Below are 18153 nucleotides of genomic sequence, written 5' to 3' on the forward strand. Positions count from 1 at the left end.
CATCTATATTTATCTGTATCGCTGCACATAAGCCATCCCATACACCGCCTGGCCCAGTGCGATTCCTCCGTCATTCGGCGGGATCAGGCTGTGCTTCAGAACTTTAAACCCCAGTTCCGTAAGACCGTCATCTACCAGCTCCAGAAGCAGCCGGTTCTGAAAGACACCGCCACTTAATGCCACTTTCCGGATTCCGGTCTGCCGCTCTGCTTCCTCACAGGCTGCAAGGATCTCATCTGCCAGTGCCCGGTGAAATCCATAAGCCAGCTTCCCGGGATCCTCTCCTGCAAGCCTTGCCCGGACCAGATATGCAACGATTTCACCTGTATTTAAAATAAATTTTCGTTCATCTTCAGACGCTTCTGAGATGTCTGTGCTTTCCGGAATGTCTTCCTTTTCTGACATCCGTATCTTCAGATTTTCTTCCGGATTTTTCTTCTGCATCTCCCGCTGCTTTCTCCAGGCCTCCGCCGCAAATTCCAGTGCTGTGGACGCTTCTCCCTCAAAGGTAGACGCTCTCCGGATCCCCAGGATCGCACTGACTCCGTCAAAAAGTCTTCCTGCACTGGTGGAAGTCACGGCATTGATCTTCCGCTGTGCCATAGTCACCAGTACCTTTGCTTCCTGATCTGTGCAAAGTCCCAGTTTACGGACAGTTTCCAGGGTTTTTTCCAAATTTCCCGTATTCTGCCAGATCAGGGAAACGGCGACCCGCCAGCCTTCTTTTGCGGAAATATCTCCGCCAACCTGGACAAAGGGTTCTATACTTCCAAGCCTTGTAAATCCCTGACAGTCTGCAACCAGGAACTCTCCGCCCCAGATGGTTCCATCGGTTCCATAGCCTGTTCCGTCAAAGGAAACCCCTATCACCTTTTCTTCGCAGTCATTTTCTGCCATGCAGGATAAAATGTGTGCATAATGATGCTGCACCCTCAGAACCGGAAGCCCTAGCTCCTCTGCCACCACTGTGGAATTATATTTAGGGTGAAGATCACAGACCACTACCTTCGGCTGCACCTCCAGAAGTGTTTCCAGCCGCCCGATCGTTTCCTTCAGGGCTTTTACCGTTCGAAGATCCTCCAGATCTCCCACATAAGGGGAAGGATAAAAACGGTTATCCGCACCAATACAGAAGGTGTTCTTAAGTTCTCCACCTGCTGCGATCACCTGGCCCTTCCAGGGTGTGGAGACCATAAACGGCAGCGGCGCATACCCGCGGGAACGGCGGATCATATAGGGTTCACCCTTATAGAAATCCATCACCGAATCGTCGGCCCGGATACGTATCTTCCTGTTGTGGGAAAGAATGCAGTCACAGAGATGGGAAAGCTCCTCTGCCGCCTCCTCATCATCTCTGCAGATCGGCGCCCCGGAAGTATTTCCGCTGGTCATTACCAGAAGCCCGGGCATCCGGATCCCATCATCGTAATGAAAAAGAAGCAGCTGAACCGGTGCATAGGGAAGCATGACACCCACCTTGGGATTCCCGGGTGCAATACTCTCACAAAGCCCCGTTTCTCCCGGCAGCTTATCCAACAGCAGGATCGGCTTCTGATGACCGGTAAGGATCTTCTCCTGTTCCTCGCTGACCTTACAGATCTTCTTCACAGCTTCCATATCCTGTGCCATCACTGCAAAAGGCTTCACCGGACGCCGTTTCCGCTGCCGCAGCCGCTGTACAGCCTCCTCACTGGTAGCATCACAGCAAAGGTGAAAACCACCGATCCCTTTGATGGCCACGATCCCGCCGGAAGCAATGATCTTCCTTGTATAAGTGATGGCCTCCCGTCCCCGTTCCTCTCTTCCCGCCAGGTATACCTCCGGGCCGCAGTCATTACAGCACACCGGCTGGGCATCATAGCGTCTGGTATCCGGGTTATGGTACTCATCTGCACAGGAGGGACACATGGGAAATTCCTTCATACTGGTCCGTTCACGGTCATAAGGAAGCGAATCCAGGATCGTCAGTCTCGGACCGCAGCAGGTACAGTTGATAAAAGGATGCAGATACCGCCTGTTTTCCGGATCAAACATCTCCGCCTTACATTCATCGCAGATCGCGATATCCGGGGAGACAAAGATCTCCCCCTTTGTCTTCTCACTTTCGATGATATCAAACTGTGTAAATTTCTCCGGCTCCTCCACCGGTTCTTCGAGAAGCTTCAGGATAGCTGCACGCTTCGGTGGCTTATTCCCGATATCTGCGATAAAGGCATCCACATCCTGCTGCTTACCCTGAGCAAAAATCTCCACATAGGGTCCTTTATTGGACACACTGCCACGGATTCCTCTTGCCATAGCATGACGGCTCACCGTAGGGCGAAATCCCACTCCCTGTACGATCCCATAAACACGGATCATTTTCGTAATTTCCCGCTCCATATGTTTCTCCATTCCCTGCAGCTGTTTCCACTGATCCGGCTGCAGCATGCATGTAACTTTATGTCCTGCCATTATGGTCTACCTGCATTTTCCGGATACTGCAAAATGCACTGTATCCACAAACACTCCTGAAAAAGCCTTTGTCATCCGCTTCATACATGGATCTGCAAAGATCACGTCATATCCGCCCTTCTCTGCCAGTTCCATGTAATCTTCCTCATCCCTTAATGACACATCGCCCTCCTCCAGGAGATCTTTTTCCATGGAAAACCAGCTTGCCACGGTGATCTCTCCGTCCGCACCACGTTTCCGTAGCTCCTCTCTTATGGAACCGGCCATCACCTGCTGCTGCACGATGAGAATCTTTTTTCCTGTATAATCCATATCAGGAACCAGCTCTTCCGCCAGAGGATATCCCACCTCATAAGGTGTTCCGAAGGTTTTCTCCAGATATCTGGCACATTCCAGTGCCGCAGGAGAAACCACGATATTTTTTTCCACAGAGGAGGCTTTTTTTACCTCATCAAGTCCGTCTCCCATTCCGTAGCAGACCGCTCTCTGTCCTCTGGCACGGAATTTTTCACGGATCTTGTCTGCTGCTTTCAGGTCACTGACATCCTGAGGTGTCATTCCGAGAACTCCTGTCTTACCAGCCTCCGCAGGCAGCTTTTCCCGGGCAAAGGCTTTAAAAAGCTCCAGATAAGCCTTCCGCTCTCCCGCATCATAAAGCTCCATTCCGTTGGTATTTACTGCAAGCACCGGAAGATCTGTTTTCTTCTCGCACATCCGCCGCAGTGCCTGATGATCCGTTCCGATCACAGCCGGTACCGGTGTTCCGATAATGGCTGCAAAGCCTGCCTCCACCTTTTCTGCTGCATCCACAAGCTTAGCAACCAGGCGGTCATCCCGTCCCAGGATGGCATCCATATCCCGAAGTCCTGCACTGAATACCGCACTTTTCTGTTCAAACCATCTTGGTTCATCAAAGCCGCAGACATTTCCCGCACATCCTCCTGCATCACAGATCACGATGATCCCGCCAAGCTCATACAGCACTGACACGGCTCCGGACTGATCCGGTGCAAAGGGTGTCAGATATTTCCGAAGTCCTCTCATACCTTTCCTCCCTTCTGCAAAACTTTCTCTGTCAGTGTCTCAAACAGCCTGCGTACCCCTGCATAGCCATAGGGCTGCCGGTCCTGATTCCACACGGCATTTGGCTGATCCCGGTGATAATATCCTGCATCCTTTCCTATAGTAAGGTTCACTCCGCTCCCGGACGGATCGTAATACAGCATGGTGGGTTCCATATTGGAAAAAACCTTTGTATCCGGACTCAATTCCGCAAGATGCCGTATGTATACAAAATTCTCGGCTGTGATGGTTCCGTAGATCTCCGGCACCCGGAAACCATACCGCACCAGGGCAAGGGCCAGCTCAAAGGGATCTCCGTTCATGCACTCCCCTACAGCAAAAGACGCATCCGGACAGATCTCCCGGAATTGCTCCACAGCCTCTTCTGCTGCTTTTTTATACACTTCCTGATCAAAAGAGACTCCAAGAACCTGTCCCAAGGCACGATACTGATTTTCGATCTTATCTGTCTGGTAGAGCCTCCGAAGCTCAATAAAAGGAATCTTCAGCCGGTCATGAAAATCCTCCGCTGCAAACCTTGCTTCCGGATGAAGCACCAGATTAAAATTGGCCTGTGACATGGTCTGATATTCTTCATAATCCTTACATCTTGAGATCTCATGGATGGTCTTTACGCCTGCCTGCTGCAGCAGCTCATACATCTCGCAGTCATCAACCAGCGGCGAAAAAAATCCCAGAAGATTGACCACATTTCCTTTTTTCTTCTGTGGCTCAAGGAGGGAGTATAAGGACTGGCGCACATGGACCATAGGCGGCTTTCTGCCCTCACGTGTCAGTGCGTACATGTAACAGGGGCGCACCGGAATATCCACCTTTTCCTCTGCCTTCCGGCAGACACGTTCCATATCCGTTCCCAGAAGTGCATCCACACAGGTGATACAGATCATCACCACAGACGGCTTCTTCTCACAGCAGTCGCAGATCTCTTTTACCGCTTTCGGGATCTTTTTCAGGTGACGGCCTGTAACAATATCCGTCTCGTCCATCATCAGATAAAAAAATCGATCATTGTACTCCGGCATGGAGCTGATAAGAGAAGTATTTCTTCCGCAGCATCCCGGTGCCACGATCAGCATAATGGAATCCGGCACTGCAAGCCCGGCCCGCTTTACGCCAAAGCCCTCCGCTCCCGGAGAGTTAAATGCCAGAGTTGCTGGAGAGCTGTAGATCAGATGCTTCCCGGAGATCATCTGCGGAGGGATCGTTTCCAGCCCGCCCCGGGCCAGTTCTTCTGCAGTTGCAAAATATGCTTTCTTTTTCATATATCCTCCTTCTCCGTTTCTTCACTTTCCAACAGCTTCCTGGCCAGTGCAAAAAATTTCTCACTGATCTCAGAATTCTCATCTCCCTCGATCACCGTTTTGCCCTGATCCTCCCATCGGATGATCTCGTCACTTCTCGGGATCTCACCCACGACCGGGATATTATTTTTTTCTGCAAAAGCATTTACTTTTTCTGTTTCATTCTCCACATTCCTGTGATTCAGCACGATCCCGAAGATTCTCGCATAGCTTCGATCCTCAAAATTCCGCACAGCACTGGAAATATTATTGGCTGCATAGAGTGCCATTTTCTCTCCGGATGTGACAATGAGTACTTTTTCCGCATAGCCCTCCCGGATCGGTGCCGCAAAACCGCCGCATACTACATCTCCAAGAACATCGTAAAGCACTACATCCGGCTTCCAGGTCTCAAAAAGCTTCAGATCCTCCAGAAGCTGAAAGGTTGCGATGATACCTCTGCCTGCACAGCCAAGTCCCGGCGTGGGGCCGCCGGTCTCAATGCAGAGAACTCCACCAAAACCCTCCTTTGAAATATCCTCCAGCTTTTCCGGCTCCTCATCCTCTTCCCGCATATAATTCATTACCGGCCGCAGAGGTTCTCCCCCAAGAAGATTGATGGTGGAATCCGCCTTGGGATCACAACCGATCTGGATCACTCTCTTCCCCATGGCTGCAAAAGCCGCCGCCAGGTTGGACGTCACTGTAGACTTTCCGATACCGCCCTTTCCGTATACTGCTACCTTCAGCATAAAATCCTCCCTAATTCATTCTGTCCGCTCCCGCAGGTATTTTTCATAAAAAAGCTCTTTCACGCACAAGGTGAAAGAGTCCCGTATTCCGCTCACAAAACAAAGTCAAGCGGATATTCGCGATCCGCATTTGCTGCTTGTTCATAACCGAATAACTGCTTCGCAGCTGATTCGGTTAAGCTGTGCCGGATGAGCAACGATTCCTGCTCGGATATTCCTTGCCGTCAAAGTCTGTTTCCTGCTGTATTTTGTTTTAATGCCTCATCCGGATAGAAAGAAAATATTTCGTTCCGTCTGAATTTTTCTATTTTTATTATACAATGGTGTACATTAGTGAGTCAATTGCAACTCTGACTTTTTATACAAAAAAAGACCCCCAGGCGAAATATTTTTAAGCATTTCGCCGAGAAGTCTCTTCTCTGATCTGCCGGCTCAGAAGCCGCGGCAAAGTTATTCTTATGATAAAGCTTTACTGGATAGAAACTACGTGATATCCTCTGTCTTCCACTACCTTCTTAAGTTCTTCGTTGGAGATCTCTCTGTCGTAGGAAACCACTGCCTCACCTTTTTTCAGGCTTACTTTTGCTGCCGCACCGTCAATGCGGTTGATCGCTCTTGTGACGCTGGCCACACAGTTCTCACAGTGCATGCCTGTGATCTTCATGGTTTTCTCACCCAGCTTGGTTCCATCCAGCTTCTTCTTCGGGATCTCCGGCTTGCTGCCGCCTCCGCAGCAGGCGCCTTCGCCCTTCAGATGTTTATATGCGCCTTTTCCGGCAAACAGCATAATGATGATAACAACGATGACAACAATTGCATTTGCCATGATTTCTTTCCCTCCTGGTTACTTATGCATTCCACTACAGCCGGAGCAGCCGGAGCAATGACCGGAGCAGCTGCCGCCACAGCCACCTGTACGTGTGTTACCGGCACAGCCGACACAGCTGAGCCCCTGTTTCTTTCTTGAATAGAGATAACTGATCACAAATACGCCATATGCGATCACCAGTGCCAGTACAATAATATCCGCTATCATACTCATATCTGTCACCCTTTCTTTCGCTGTACAGCCTGTGAACTGCTGCCAGCCTCTGATGAATACTTTTGTAAAAAAACTTCCATATTTCTTCAGGCTTATTATAGCACAGAAGACCAGGTATTTACATCCCCGGTCTCCTGCATTTCTTATCATTTCAGCTGTTCTTACAGCATCATTTCAAAGCTATCATATGTACCGGATCGTTACTGTATGACCGGTTTTCAATTACTCTGCTGCCTGTACAGATCTCTTTGTAACATCGTTCTGGTTCTTGTACGGATCTGGTCTGAACAGAAGGAAGAGCAGGATCGCTGCAAGGATCAGCGCTACGATCGTTCCAATTCCGAAGGAACCGGCACCTGTGACAACAAGACCGATCTGGTATACACAAAGTGTTACAACATAAGCAAAAATGTTCTGGAAGAGAATTGCAAACCAGAACCATTTTCTGGACTGCATCTCATGTGCCATTGTAGAAATAGCTGCAAGGCACGGAGAGTCAAGCAGGTTGAACAGCAGGAAAGAAAATGCTGCTACTGCTGTCGGGAACCATGCTTTGATCGCTGCACCAACGATCATGGTATCCTCTGCATCATCACCAGCTACGTTTGCAAGAACACCCATTGTACTTACGATGGACTCTTTTGCGGAGAATCCGGAGATGGAGGCTGCAACCGGCTGCCATTTGCCAAATCCAAGAGGAGCAAAGATCGGAGCAAGGATACCGCCAAGGATAGCCATGATACTGTCGTTGCTGTCCTCAACAAATCCGATTCCGCTTCCTGTATTTCCGATGCTGGAAAGGATCCACATGATAACGGTTGCAAGGAAAAGAATGGTACCGGCTTTGATGATGAAGCCTTTCAGTCTCTCCCAAACATGAAGCAGAACTGTCTTTACAGACGGAATGTGATACTGTGGAAGCTCCATTACGAACGGAGCAGGTTTGCCGGAGAACGGTTTTGTTTTCTTCAGGATGATCGCAGATACAAGAACTGCTACAATACCGATAAAGTACATCAGTGGTGTGATAAAACCAGCAGCTACGTAGTCACCGGTTGCATAAGCAGTCATGATACCGCCCATAAGAGCGATAACAGGAAGCTTGGCACCACATGGAATAAATGTTGCTGTCATGATCGTCAGACGACGGTCATTATCTGCCTCGATCGTTTTGGAAGCCATGATTCCAGGGATTCCACAGCCGGAGGAGATAAGAAGCGGGATAAAGCTCTTTCCGGAAAGTCCGAAATGACGGAATACACGGTCCATGACGAATGCGATACGAACCATGTAACCGCAGTCCTCAAGGATGGAAAGGAACAGGAACAGGATCGCCATCTGCGGAACGAATCCAAGCACTGCACCAAGACCACCGATGATACCATCTGATACAAGGCTTACCAGCCAGTCAGCAACACCGGCATTGCCGAGTCCATCCGTTACAACACCCTGGATGGTTCCCACAAAGCTGTCGTTTGTCCAGTCTGTTACCATGGTACCAACTGTTGTTACCGATACATAATAAACGATAAACATGGTAAGGATAAAGATCGGAAGACCGAGAATACGGTTTGTTACGATACGGTCGATCTTATCGGAAACTGTCATCTTATTTCCGCTTCTCTTAACGTTTGCAGAAACAACCTTCTGGATGTACTGATATCTTCCATCCGTTACGATACTCTCTGTATCATCATCCTCTGCCTTCTCAAGGCCAGAAGCAATCTCCTCGATCCTGGACTGTGCAGAAGCCGGAAGGTTCAGACCTTCTTTTACCTTGCTGTCTCTCTCAAGAAGCTTTACTGCATACCATCTCTTGTTCTCCTCAGCGATGTTTGCAGGAACAAATCCCTCGATCTCATTTACAGCTTTTTCTACTGCTTTCGGAAATTCCATCTGCTTAGATGGTACTCTGTGCTGGTTCGCACATTTGATTGCCTCATCAACAACCTCTTTAAGGCCTTTTCCTTTAAGAGCAGAGGTCTCAACGATCGGGCATCCAAGCGCGGAGCTTAAGCCTTTTACATTGATATGGATGTTGTTCTTTTTCAGAAGATCCACCATATTAAGAGCGATAACAACCGGGATACCGATCTCAAGAAGCTGGGTTGCAAGATACAGGTTTCTCTCGATGTTTGTTGCATCCACAAGATCGATGATCACATCCGGTTTCTCTTTCAGAAGGTAATCACGGCTGACAACCTCCTCAAGTGTATACGGGGAAAGTGAATAGATACCCGGAAGGTCTGTTACCGTTACATCCTTCTGGTTTTTCAGCTTGCCCTCTTTTTTCTCTACAGTAACACCTGGCCAGTTACCAACGTACTGGTTTGCGCCTGTAAGAGCATTGAACATTGTAGTCTTACCACAGTTCGGGTTTCCGGCAAGAGCTATTGTTACAGACATTTTGCATCCTCCTTTTTTCAGGTCAGAGCCTGACGCTCTGTCATTTTTCGAAGCGTATTTACTTTACTTCCACACATGCTGCGTCATGCTTACGCAGGGAAAGCTCATAACCTCTGATGGTGATCTCAACCGGATCTCCAAGAGGAGCTACCTTTCGGATATAAACCTCGCTGCCTTTTGTGATTCCCATATCCATGATACGGCGCTTGTAAGCCGGGTCGCCGGTGATCTTGGAAACAACTACTGTAGAACCTACTGCTGCATCACGTAAAGTCATTTCTCTTTTCCTCCCTGTTCATATTCCAATTCCTAATCTATCCTCAACTGCGCCTTTCCGCAGTTTGGGGCAAATCCACTACCGGTCACTGCCGCACAGTCCGGTCACACCATAATGTGTCTGGCCATTTCCTTATTGACTGCTACTCTGGAATCCTTGACATTTACGATCAGATTGCCGTCAAACTGAGAAATAACTGTCACTTCCGCATTCTCAACAAAACCAAGGCCTGCAAGAAATCTTCTTGTATCCTCCGCTCCGGAAATACGCTTGATCGTGCCAGTATCACCTGACTGTAAAAATAAAATCGGCTGCATGGAATCCCTCCGTTTCTTTCTATTAATTAACTCAGTCTAATTAGTCAGTCCTAACTCATAGGTTAGTTTATACTAAGTTTTTTCGAATGTCAATCCCCTAAATGAAAAAAGTTAATCAAGATTAAGTTTTTATAAACAAAATATAAAAAAAGTTCCTGCATTCTGAGGTATTTCTGTCTGGCAGAATGTTACCTCAGAATGCAGGAACTCTGTTCTGATTCTTTTTCTGTTTGCAGCCTGTTAAGCTAAAAACCCCTTCCGGAACTTTTTCTTTCTTCCGTGCTGCTCATATTTTTATCTCTTAGTGGATCTGATCATCCAAAAGCTTCAGGATCAGATTCTCCGTTTCATTGATTCCGTAGCTTGCACTGTTGATACAAAGATCGTAGTTATCCGGCTTGCCCCACTGAGCTCCGCCGTAAAAATTGTAATACCGTTTGTGCTGGCTGTCCATCTTCTTCAGGAAACGGACTGCCTGCTTCATATTCATCTTCCGTACATCCATAACATGCTGCACACGGATAGCAAAAGGAGCTGTGATAAACAGACTGATATGCGGAATGTGATTGTTCTTGAGGATCGCATCCGCACACCTTCCCATAATGATGCAGTCCTCTTTTGAGGCCAGATCGCAGATCAGGTCACTCATGTTAAAGAATACCGCATCCTGTTTCGAAAGACCATGGTAACGGTTGAATTCCCGGAACCAGCCCTTGGGATCAAATTTATGCTTCTTCTCATATTTATTGAAATCCGCAAAATATTCCGCATCGTTGACCGCGCCCTTTTCCGCCTCAAGACGCCTTAATACCTGATCAAAGATCTCCACATCATAATAGTTGATCCGAAGCTTGTCTGCCAGTCCGAAACCGATATCATTGCCGGCACTTCCCTGTGTACGGCTGATACAGATGACCAGATGGTCATGCTCAGAGATTTTTTCCCTGCGCTTGATCATATGATTCAGTGCCACACGTTCCTTATCCATGATATCCGTAGCAACAAAAGTCTCCGGCAGCGTCAGGATCTCCTGAAAGATCTCATCATATTTCTTCATGAGACGGCTTTTTTCTTCTTTATCCTTGATGGTCCTGGCCATGTTGCTGATCAGTGCCATCTCGCTTCGAAGAAGATGTCCGTCCGGTTTGGTATACATCAGAGCACTTAAGTTCCGGATAGTGCCTTCTCTGTCACCGGTGAAGGTACGTCCAAGGGAAGATCCTACGCTTTCATAAACCTCGCCATCCAGTTCATAAAGTCTGGTGGCAAGTTCTCTGCATTTCTCTCGAATGTTATTATCCTGCATATTGATCCTCCTCCCTTATAAAAAGAATACCAGCATATCGATGATGAACATCGGTACCAGGAAACAAATGGACCATGCCATATATCCGAAGAAGGACGGCATGTTGATACCATTTTCGTCAGAAAGTGTCTTGACCATAAAGTTCGGAGCATTGCCGATATATGTATTGGCGCCCATAAATACAGCACCGCAGGAAATCGCAGAAAGAAGCTTTACAGGAACCGTTCCCAGCGTTGTTGCGATTCCGTTTGTAAATCCGAGAGTTCCCGCTGTTGTCAGAAATACCAAATAGGTCGGTGTATTATCCAGGAAGCTGGACAAAGCTCCGGTCGCCCAGAACATCTGGTATGGCTCGGTGATACCGAGATTCGGTCCTACTGCTTTCAGAAGCATCAGGGCCGGCTGCATGGTGATAAAAATACCGATGAAAAGTACTGCAACCTCCTTGATCGCACCCCAGGTAAAATGGTTCCGCACACGGATCCTTTTATCTGTTGTTTTAAAGGACAGAAATGCAGCTGCCAGGATCAGGACGATCTCAATGATCGACGGGAGGCTCAAAGTAACCTCACCGAAAATATGAAGGCCCTTTACATTTCCGGCCGCATCCTGGAATGCAGGCATACCGGGAAGCATTCCGCTTAAGATAACACCCACAACGATCATCACAAGGAAGATGATATTATGAAGACCCTCGATCTTAAACTCGGTACCCGGTTTGCTGATATCCGGTTTACGTCCCTCTGCGATATCCTTCTTGTAAGAGCGCATATCCAGATGATAGAACACAAACAGAAGGATCACCATATTAAAGATCAGTACCGGAAAAAGATGAAGGCTCCAGAAAAACGGAACTCCTCGCATGAAGCCCATCAGAAGCGGCGGATCACCGATCGGTGTCAGGCAGCCACCCATGTTGGATACCATAAAGATGAAAAAGATCATGATATGACCCTTTCTCTTTCTCCAGGAATTCATTTTGATCACCGGACGGACCATCAGCATGCTGGCTCCGGTAGTTCCGATACAGCTGGAAAGCAGGGTTCCCAGTGCAAGAAGTCCTACATTTACTCTTGGCGAACCCGCAAAATCACCCTCAACTGTAATGTTACCGGATACACAGAACAGTCCGAATAACAGGATGATAAATGTAAGATAGTCATTGATCACGCACTCAAGTACTGTTTCCGCAGTTTTTCCGGCACCGTAAACAACTGCAAACGGAATGATCATAAGAACGATCCAGAATGCAACCACAACGGGCTGATGTGACTCCCACCACTCACCCTTTACCAGCGGCATCACTGCAACACACAGAAGAAGGCCCGCAAAAGGAATACAAAGCCACACCGGCACACCAGATCCTGTCCCACCGTTTCCGGCTGCCCATACACCCACAGGACATGCCAGAAATACTGTCAGGAAAGTACACATGACGGTTAATAATTTTTTCAAAATTCTCACCCCTCACATAAATTTTTTACCAGTGAAATTATAACATATGGCATTCTAAAATCAACTGTGTAGATGTGCAATTTATACTCAAACCCGCTCTCTTCTTTGTGCATTTTGTCGGTGTATCATAGCAGTTTTTGTTTGTTTTCAAAAACACGACCAGATTTTCGGATACTGTTTTCTATATCTGTTATATAATTTATATACATTGTCTCTCTGACAAAAAAGCAGCCGTATTCTGTATCGGCACACTGCCCATTCCGGAAAATACTGCTGCTTTTATAGCTGTTATTTTTTTATTATTCCATACACTCGTCAAGGATCTCTGCCATCTTGTCGATATCCTCTTTTGTGATCACAAGAGGAGGAACAAGGCGGAGAACATCACTTCCTGCTGAGATCACCAGAAGACCCTTTGCAAGAGCTTTTTTCACCACATCTCCTACCGGACGTCCCTTGATCACGATACCCTGCATGAAGCCTTTGCCTCTTCTTGTTTCTGCACAGTCATGCTTTGCAACCAGTTCATCCAGCTTCTCCTCAAAATACGGAGTAAGTCCCTGCACATGGGAAAGGATCTGATCTTTTTCAAAAATGTCAAATACCTTGCTGACTGCTGCACATACGAAGGGATTTCCACCGTAAGTGGTTCCGTGGTCGCCTGGCTTCAGGGAGGCTGCAGCTGCTTTTTTGTTCAGCACAAAAGCACCTACCGGAACACCACAGCCAAGTGCTTTGGCACAGGTCATGATATCCGGCTGTACTCCATATGCCTGCCATGCAAAATAATGTCCGGTACGTCCCATACCGCACTGGATCTCGTCCAGGATCAGGATGATATCCTTCTCATCACAAAGCTTACGTAAGCCTTCCAGGAACTCTTTTGTAGCCGGATAAATACCTCCTTCTCCCTGTACGGTCTCGGTGATGATGGCACAGGTCTTATCTGTGATCTGAGCCTTTACACTCTCAAGATCATTGAAATCCGCAAATTTCACCCCACCCATCAGAGGCTCAAAGGGCTCTCTGTAATGTGCATTGCCTGTCACGGAAAGAGCGCCGATGCTGCGGCCGTGGAAGGAATGGTTCATGGCAATGATCTCATGGTCTGCATGGCCATCTCTTTCGTAGGCATATTTCTTGGCAGCTTTCAGAGCACCCTCAATGGCCTCTGTACCACTGTTTGTGAAGAAAGCCTTTTCCATATGGCTTGCCTGTACAAGTCTGGCTCCTGCATCAATGATCGGCTCATTGTAGTACAGGTTGGAAATATGCATCAGCTTGTCGATCTGGGATTTCAATGCTTCGTCATAGCCCGGATAATGATATCCCAGGGCATTTACAGCGATACCGGCCGCAAAATCCAGATACTCCTTTCCTTCGGAATCATAGAGGTAACAGCCATCGCCTTTTTCAAAAACTACCGGAAAACGGTTATATGTATGAAGAATACTGGCTTCAGATTCTTCCATCTGTTCATTCATGCTCATTGTAATATTTCTCCCCATCATCTTTTAAAATTGCAGTACCAATACCTTTGTTTGTAAAGATCTCAAGCAGTAAGCTGTGCGGGATCCTTCCATCCAGGATATGGACTCTGTTTACACCATGCTCGATAGCGTCGATACAGTTTTTCAGCTTCGGGATCATACCGCCGCCCACAGTACCATCTGAGATCAGATTCTCAGCCTCATCTACACGAAGCTCGGAGATCAGAGTGGAGGGATCATCTGCATCCCTGTAAACGCCCTCAATATCGGACAGGAAGGCAAGCTTCTCTGCCTCAACTGCCTCTGCAATGGCGCAGGCTGCATCGTCCGCATTGATATTGTAGGAATCAAAATTTTCGTCAAAGCCGATCGGGAATACGATCGGAAGGAAATCTCTTTCCAGAAGGTCATGAAGGATCTTCGGATTAACCTTTGTAACTTCACCTACGTAGCCGATGTCTTCGCCTTTGGAAAGCTTCTTTTTGCACTGGAGAAGACCGCCGTCCTTACCGCTGACACCTACAGCCTGTACGCCGAGAGATTCTACCAGAGTAACAAGCTCCTTGTTTACTTTTGCAAGAACCATCTCTGCGATCTCCATAGTGTCTTTGTCCGTTACACGGAGACCGTTTACAAAATGCGGCTCCATGCCGACTTTACCGACCCAGCGACTGATTTCCTTGCCGCCGCCGTGAACAATGATCGGTTTGAAACCGACTAATTTCAGAAGGACTGCGTCCTTGATGACGTTACGCTTTAATTCTTCATCAAGCATGGCGCTTCCGCCGTATTTGATGACTACGATCTTGCGGTTGAACCGCTGGATGTATGGCAGGGCTTCTATGAGAACCTCTGCTTTGTCAAGATATTTCTGATTTACCATGTGGGTGTCTCCTTTTTTGAAAAATGATATGGATTGAAAAAGGTTTTGTTGTTGTATGTTGGAGGGATTTCTTTTTTATTATAATTTTGTCTCAGCTGACAGCTGTGGAATTTGCGAGGAGGGGAGGCACTCGGAGTTCCGAAGGCCGTTTCCCCTCCTCGCGCTCCTCCCCTCCGGCCACGGGAAACGGGCTGTTGCCCGCGTTGCGGGCAAAGCGCCTGCTGCGGACAGGCTGCTGTAGGCAGCCGCTTCCGACGCGCTTTCGCCGAAGGCGAATAGCTCGTCAGTCTGCCTTCGGCAACTGACGTTTAACCCGACATAACTTCCGGGCTCCCGCTCCGAAGTTCCTCACTTTCGTCACTCAGTTTTCGTCGACTGAAGTTCAACACGCCTCAACTTCCAGGTTCCCGCACTGCGGGTTCTCACGTTCGTCACTCAGTCTTCGTCGACTGAATTTCTACATGCCACAGCCAGGCGTGCCCAACGGAGGGGGTTCTTAGGGGGAGCGTGCGGGCTTCGCAACTTTGAGCTCGCTCCCCCTAAAGGTTTTCTCAGCTTACAAACTGAAACAAAACTACAACTAAAATCCACCATAAAAAACATTCTACAAAGCTCTTACATCAAGAACGATAATCCGCATTGATCTTTATGTAATCATAGGTGAGGTCGCATCCCCACGCAGTTGCGGATGCATCTCCCATCTTCATATCTGCGATGGCTGTCACTGCCTCTTCTGAGAGGATCTTAGTAGCTTCCTCTTCACTGTAACCTGTAGAAACTCCATTTTCGATGATCTTGATCTTTCCTGCTTTGCTCTCAAAGTAGAGATCTACCTTTTCCGGATCGAACTGGACGCCGGAGTAGCCGAGGGCGCAGAGGATTCTTCCCCAGTTTGCGTCGTGGCCGTAGATGGCTGCCTTTGTTAAGGAAGAGGTTACTACGGATTTACTTAAGGTTACGGCTTCTGCCTTGGTGGCTGCGCCGATGACCTTGACCTCGAAGAGTGCAGTTGCGCCTTCTCCGTCACCTGCGATCTTTTTGGCGAGGGTTGTGTTTACGTAGTTAAGAGCTTTTTTGAACTCTTCATAATCTGCGTTTTTCTCTGTGATCTTCGGATTACCGGCCTGGCCGTTTGCAAGGAGGAGGACAGTGTCGTTTGTGGAGGTATCTCCGTCAACGGATACCATGTTGTAGGTGTCCTTGATATCCTCGCTGAGTGCTTCCTGAAGAAGTTCCTTTGAGATATCCACATCACTGGTGATAAATCCAAGCATCGTGCACATGTTGGGGTGGATCATTCCGGAGCCCTTGCACATACCGCCTACCGTTACAGTTTTTCCACCAATCTCGATCTCTACCGCTGCCTCTTTCTTCTCGGTGTCTGTTGTCATGATGGCTTTTGCTGCCTCAAGGCCTGCCTCGCGGCTTCCCGCAAGCTTCGGTGCCATGGCTTTTACTCCGTTTGCGATACGGTCGATGGGAAGCTGCATTCCGATGACACCGGTGGATGCTACCAGTACGCTGTCTTCCGGGATCCCAAGGCTTTCGGATGCTGCCTTGGCTGTTTCCCTGCAATAGCCGAATCCTTCCTCGCCGGTACATGCGTTGGCGATTCCGCTGTTGCAGATCACAGCTCTTGCACCCGGGTGATTATATACAATGTCCTGATCCCATCTTACAGGAGCTGCTTTTACCACATTGGTCGTGAAGGTTCCTGCAGCCACACAGGGAACCTCACTGAATACCATGGCCATATCGGTACGGCCTTTATATTTGATCTCTGCTGCAGTTGACGCTGCCTTAAAACCTTTTGCGGCTGTAACGCCGCCGTCGATGATCTTCATATTATATATCTCCTCTCAATGGTGATGCCAGACCGAATATCGCCGTTCATTCGTTTAAAGTCCTTCGGCATCCCCCATATTTTATTTGTGATCTGCCTGTTTTACGGGCACATCGGGATCTGTTTCAGTCCTTCGTTCTCGTCAAATCCAAACATCAGGTTCATGTTCTGAACAGCCTGTCCTGCTGCACCCTTTACCAGGTTGTCGATAGCGCCCATCATGATGACTCTCTTTGTTCTCGGATCGATCTTGAAATTCACGTCCACAAAATTGCTGCCTTCTACATTTCTTGTCTGCGGGCATACATCCTTGTTCAGGACACGTACAAAGAACTCGTCTTTATAATATTTGTCATAGGCTGCTTTTACTTCCTCATAGGTAACATCCTTGGTCAGGGAGGCATATGCTGTTACCAGGATTCCACGGTTCATCGGAACAAGATGCGGGGTAAAGTTGATCATCACTTCCTGTCCGCATGCATATCCAAGCTGATCCTCGATCTCCGGTGTATGTCTGTGTGTGGCAACACCATAAGCTTTGATGCTCTCGTTTACCTCACAGTAGAGATTCGGAACCTTGGCTCCTCTTCCTGCTCCGGAGGTTCCGGACTTGGCATCAATGATAATGGTATTCGGATCAATGAGGCCTTCCTTTAACAGCGGATAAATAGACAGTGTGGAGCATGTCGGATAGCATCCCGGGTTGGCGATCAGCCTTGCATTCTTAATATCCTCACGGTTGATCTCGCAGAGACCATAAACAGCTTCCTCGATAAACTGCGGAGCCTTATGCTCGATCCCGTACCACTTCTCATATTTTTTCACATCTTTAATACGGAAATCTGCGCTTAAGTCGATCACCTTACATTTGGAAAGGATTTCTTCATTAATAAGGGATGCACAAAGGCCCTGTGGTGTTGCGGTAAAGATCACATCCACCTCATCTGCAAGTGCAGCCATGTTGTCATCCATACATTTGGCATCCACCAGCCTGAAAAAATTCTGATAAATATCTGCATACTGCTGATCTATGTAGCTTCGGGAGCCGAACCATTTGATCTCAACGTCCTTGTGTCCAAGAAGAAGTCTTACGATCTCATTTCCTGCGTATCCTGTCGCACCGATAATTCCTGCTTTAATCATCTTTCACATTCCTCCTCTGCCGTTTTCCTACGGCTTAATACACCCTGCAGAAGCGCTTGTTATTCTTATTTATTTATGCCTCTTTTTTATGTCTTCTGATATCTGAACCTTCTGCCCAGGTCAGACGGACATCTTAAGCCTGTCTGTACTGCCAGCTCATATGTCCGCCTTGTCAATGGATAGATTATACATCTTCTCTGCATATTATGCAATAGTCATTTTCTTTGATTTTTCACGGTCTTTTCTGTTTTTCCTGTATTTTCTTATAATATCGCCTACTTTTCGATGCATTTTTATGCAAAATTTTTTTCATATTTTTCAAATTATCTCTTGCATATTTATAAAATCTGGTGTATATTAAGCCATGTCGACAGGACAGCCGAAAATTTTGTTTTGTTGTACATGAATATTTATTCACTCTG

General features: G+C 47.7%; 15 protein-coding genes. All 15 read right to left on the bottom strand.

All coding sequences use genetic code 11. The annotated features are described in order from the left end of the window. Window positions 1-9: 9 nt before the first annotated feature. On the bottom strand, window positions 10-2382 hold the full coding sequence (hypF, locus tag ACTNDQ_RS00390; protein WP_441063219.1) for a carbamoyltransferase HypF: 2373 nt from the start codon (window positions 2380-2382) through the stop codon (window positions 10-12). 78 nt (window positions 2383-2460) lie between these two features. Continuing rightward, window positions 2461-3498 (bottom strand): nitrogenase component 1, encoded by a 1038-nt coding sequence (locus tag ACTNDQ_RS00395; protein ID WP_278795344.1) that lies wholly within the window; start codon window positions 3496-3498, stop codon window positions 2461-2463. Continuing rightward, entirely contained in the window at window positions 3495-4799 is a 1305-nt protein-coding gene (locus ACTNDQ_RS00400; protein ID WP_441063183.1) for a nitrogenase component 1, read from the bottom strand. Before ACTNDQ_RS00400 ends, ACTNDQ_RS00395 begins: the two co-directional genes overlap by 4 nt. After that, complete coding sequence (locus ACTNDQ_RS00405) at window positions 4796-5569, bottom strand: nucleotide-binding protein (RefSeq protein WP_118368617.1); 774 nt, start codon at window positions 5567-5569, stop codon at window positions 4796-4798. The genes ACTNDQ_RS00400 and ACTNDQ_RS00405 overlap by 4 nt, the downstream gene beginning before the upstream one ends. 469 nt (window positions 5570-6038) lie before the next feature. Next, window positions 6039-6395: a heavy-metal-associated domain-containing protein gene (locus ACTNDQ_RS00410; RefSeq protein ID WP_021651583.1), complete on the bottom strand. Its 357-nt coding sequence runs from the start codon at window positions 6393-6395 to the stop codon at window positions 6039-6041. Window positions 6396-6413: 18 nt separating this feature from the next. Further along, on the bottom strand, window positions 6414-6761 hold the full coding sequence (locus tag ACTNDQ_RS00415) for a FeoB-associated Cys-rich membrane protein (RefSeq protein WP_244094837.1): 348 nt from the start codon (window positions 6759-6761) through the stop codon (window positions 6414-6416). A 72-nt stretch (window positions 6762-6833) separates the two neighbouring features. Then, window positions 6834-9017, bottom strand: a complete 2184-nt coding sequence (feoB, locus tag ACTNDQ_RS00420) for a ferrous iron transport protein B (RefSeq protein WP_278795342.1) — start codon at window positions 9015-9017, stop codon at window positions 6834-6836. A 58-nt stretch (window positions 9018-9075) separates the two neighbouring features. Then, entirely contained in the window at window positions 9076-9294 is a 219-nt protein-coding gene (locus ACTNDQ_RS00425) for a FeoA family protein (protein WP_015525998.1), read from the bottom strand. 104 nt (window positions 9295-9398) lie between these two features. Beyond that, entirely contained in the window at window positions 9399-9611 is a 213-nt protein-coding gene (locus ACTNDQ_RS00430; RefSeq protein ID WP_015525999.1) for a FeoA family protein, read from the bottom strand. A gap of 301 nt (window positions 9612-9912) precedes the next feature. After that, a complete protein-coding gene (locus tag ACTNDQ_RS00435) occupies window positions 9913-10917 on the bottom strand; it encodes an AAA family ATPase (protein ID WP_441063188.1) in 1005 nt (334 codons plus the stop codon). A 15-nt stretch (window positions 10918-10932) separates the two neighbouring features. After that, a complete protein-coding gene (locus ACTNDQ_RS00440) occupies window positions 10933-12372 on the bottom strand; it encodes a sodium:proton antiporter (protein WP_279201104.1) in 1440 nt (479 codons plus the stop codon). Between the two features lie 299 nt (window positions 12373-12671). Further along, the gene (locus tag ACTNDQ_RS00445; protein ID WP_015526003.1) at window positions 12672-13862 is read right to left on the bottom strand and encodes an aspartate aminotransferase family protein; all 1191 of its coding nucleotides are present in this window, start codon (window positions 13860-13862) and stop codon (window positions 12672-12674) included. Beyond that, window positions 13849-14745, bottom strand: a complete 897-nt coding sequence (argB, locus tag ACTNDQ_RS00450) for an acetylglutamate kinase (RefSeq protein WP_022426393.1) — start codon at window positions 14743-14745, stop codon at window positions 13849-13851. Before argB ends, ACTNDQ_RS00445 begins: the two co-directional genes overlap by 14 nt. A gap of 620 nt (window positions 14746-15365) precedes the next feature. Continuing rightward, complete coding sequence (gene argJ / locus ACTNDQ_RS00455) at window positions 15366-16589, bottom strand: bifunctional glutamate N-acetyltransferase/amino-acid acetyltransferase ArgJ (RefSeq protein ID WP_022426392.1); 1224 nt, start codon at window positions 16587-16589, stop codon at window positions 15366-15368. Window positions 16590-16690: 101 nt separating this feature from the next. Beyond that, the gene (gene argC / locus ACTNDQ_RS00460; RefSeq protein WP_015526006.1) at window positions 16691-17731 is read right to left on the bottom strand and encodes an N-acetyl-gamma-glutamyl-phosphate reductase; all 1041 of its coding nucleotides are present in this window, start codon (window positions 17729-17731) and stop codon (window positions 16691-16693) included. Window positions 17732-18153 lie beyond the last annotated feature (422 nt).

It is taken from the genome of Blautia massiliensis (ex Liu et al. 2021) (assembly GCF_052064225.1).
Classification (GTDB): Bacteria; Bacillota; Clostridia; order Lachnospirales; family Lachnospiraceae; genus Blautia_A; species Blautia_A fusiformis.

Coding starts and splice junctions, on each gene's coding strand:
- hypF (WP_441063219.1), bottom strand. CDS start 2,382: ATGGAGCGGGAAATTACGAAAATGATCCGTGTTTATGGGATCGTACAG.
- ACTNDQ_RS00395 (WP_278795344.1), bottom strand. CDS start 3,498: ATGAGAGGACTTCGGAAATATCTGACACCCTTTGCACCGGATCAGTCC.
- ACTNDQ_RS00400 (WP_441063183.1), bottom strand. CDS start 4,799: ATGAAAAAGAAAGCATATTTTGCAACTGCAGAAGAACTGGCCCGGGGC.
- ACTNDQ_RS00405 (WP_118368617.1), bottom strand. CDS start 5,569: ATGCTGAAGGTAGCAGTATACGGAAAGGGCGGTATCGGAAAGTCTACA.
- ACTNDQ_RS00410 (WP_021651583.1), bottom strand. CDS start 6,395: ATGGCAAATGCAATTGTTGTCATCGTTGTTATCATCATTATGCTGTTT.
- ACTNDQ_RS00415 (WP_244094837.1), bottom strand. CDS start 6,761: ATGATAAGAAATGCAGGAGACCGGGGATGTAAATACCTGGTCTTCTGT.
- feoB (WP_278795342.1), bottom strand. CDS start 9,017: ATGTCTGTAACAATAGCTCTTGCCGGAAACCCGAACTGTGGTAAGACT.
- ACTNDQ_RS00425 (WP_015525998.1), bottom strand. CDS start 9,294: ATGACTTTACGTGATGCAGCAGTAGGTTCTACAGTAGTTGTTTCCAAG.
- ACTNDQ_RS00430 (WP_015525999.1), bottom strand. CDS start 9,611: ATGCAGCCGATTTTATTTTTACAGTCAGGTGATACTGGCACGATCAAG.
- ACTNDQ_RS00435 (WP_441063188.1), bottom strand. CDS start 10,917: ATGCAGGATAATAACATTCGAGAGAAATGCAGAGAACTTGCCACCAGA.
- ACTNDQ_RS00445 (WP_015526003.1), bottom strand. CDS start 13,862: ATGAGCATGAATGAACAGATGGAAGAATCTGAAGCCAGTATTCTTCAT.
- argB (WP_022426393.1), bottom strand. CDS start 14,745: ATGGTAAATCAGAAATATCTTGACAAAGCAGAGGTTCTCATAGAAGCC.
- argJ (WP_022426392.1), bottom strand. CDS start 16,589: ATGAAGATCATCGACGGCGGCGTTACAGCCGCAAAAGGTTTTAAGGCA.
- argC (WP_015526006.1), bottom strand. CDS start 17,731: ATGATTAAAGCAGGAATTATCGGTGCGACAGGATACGCAGGAAATGAG.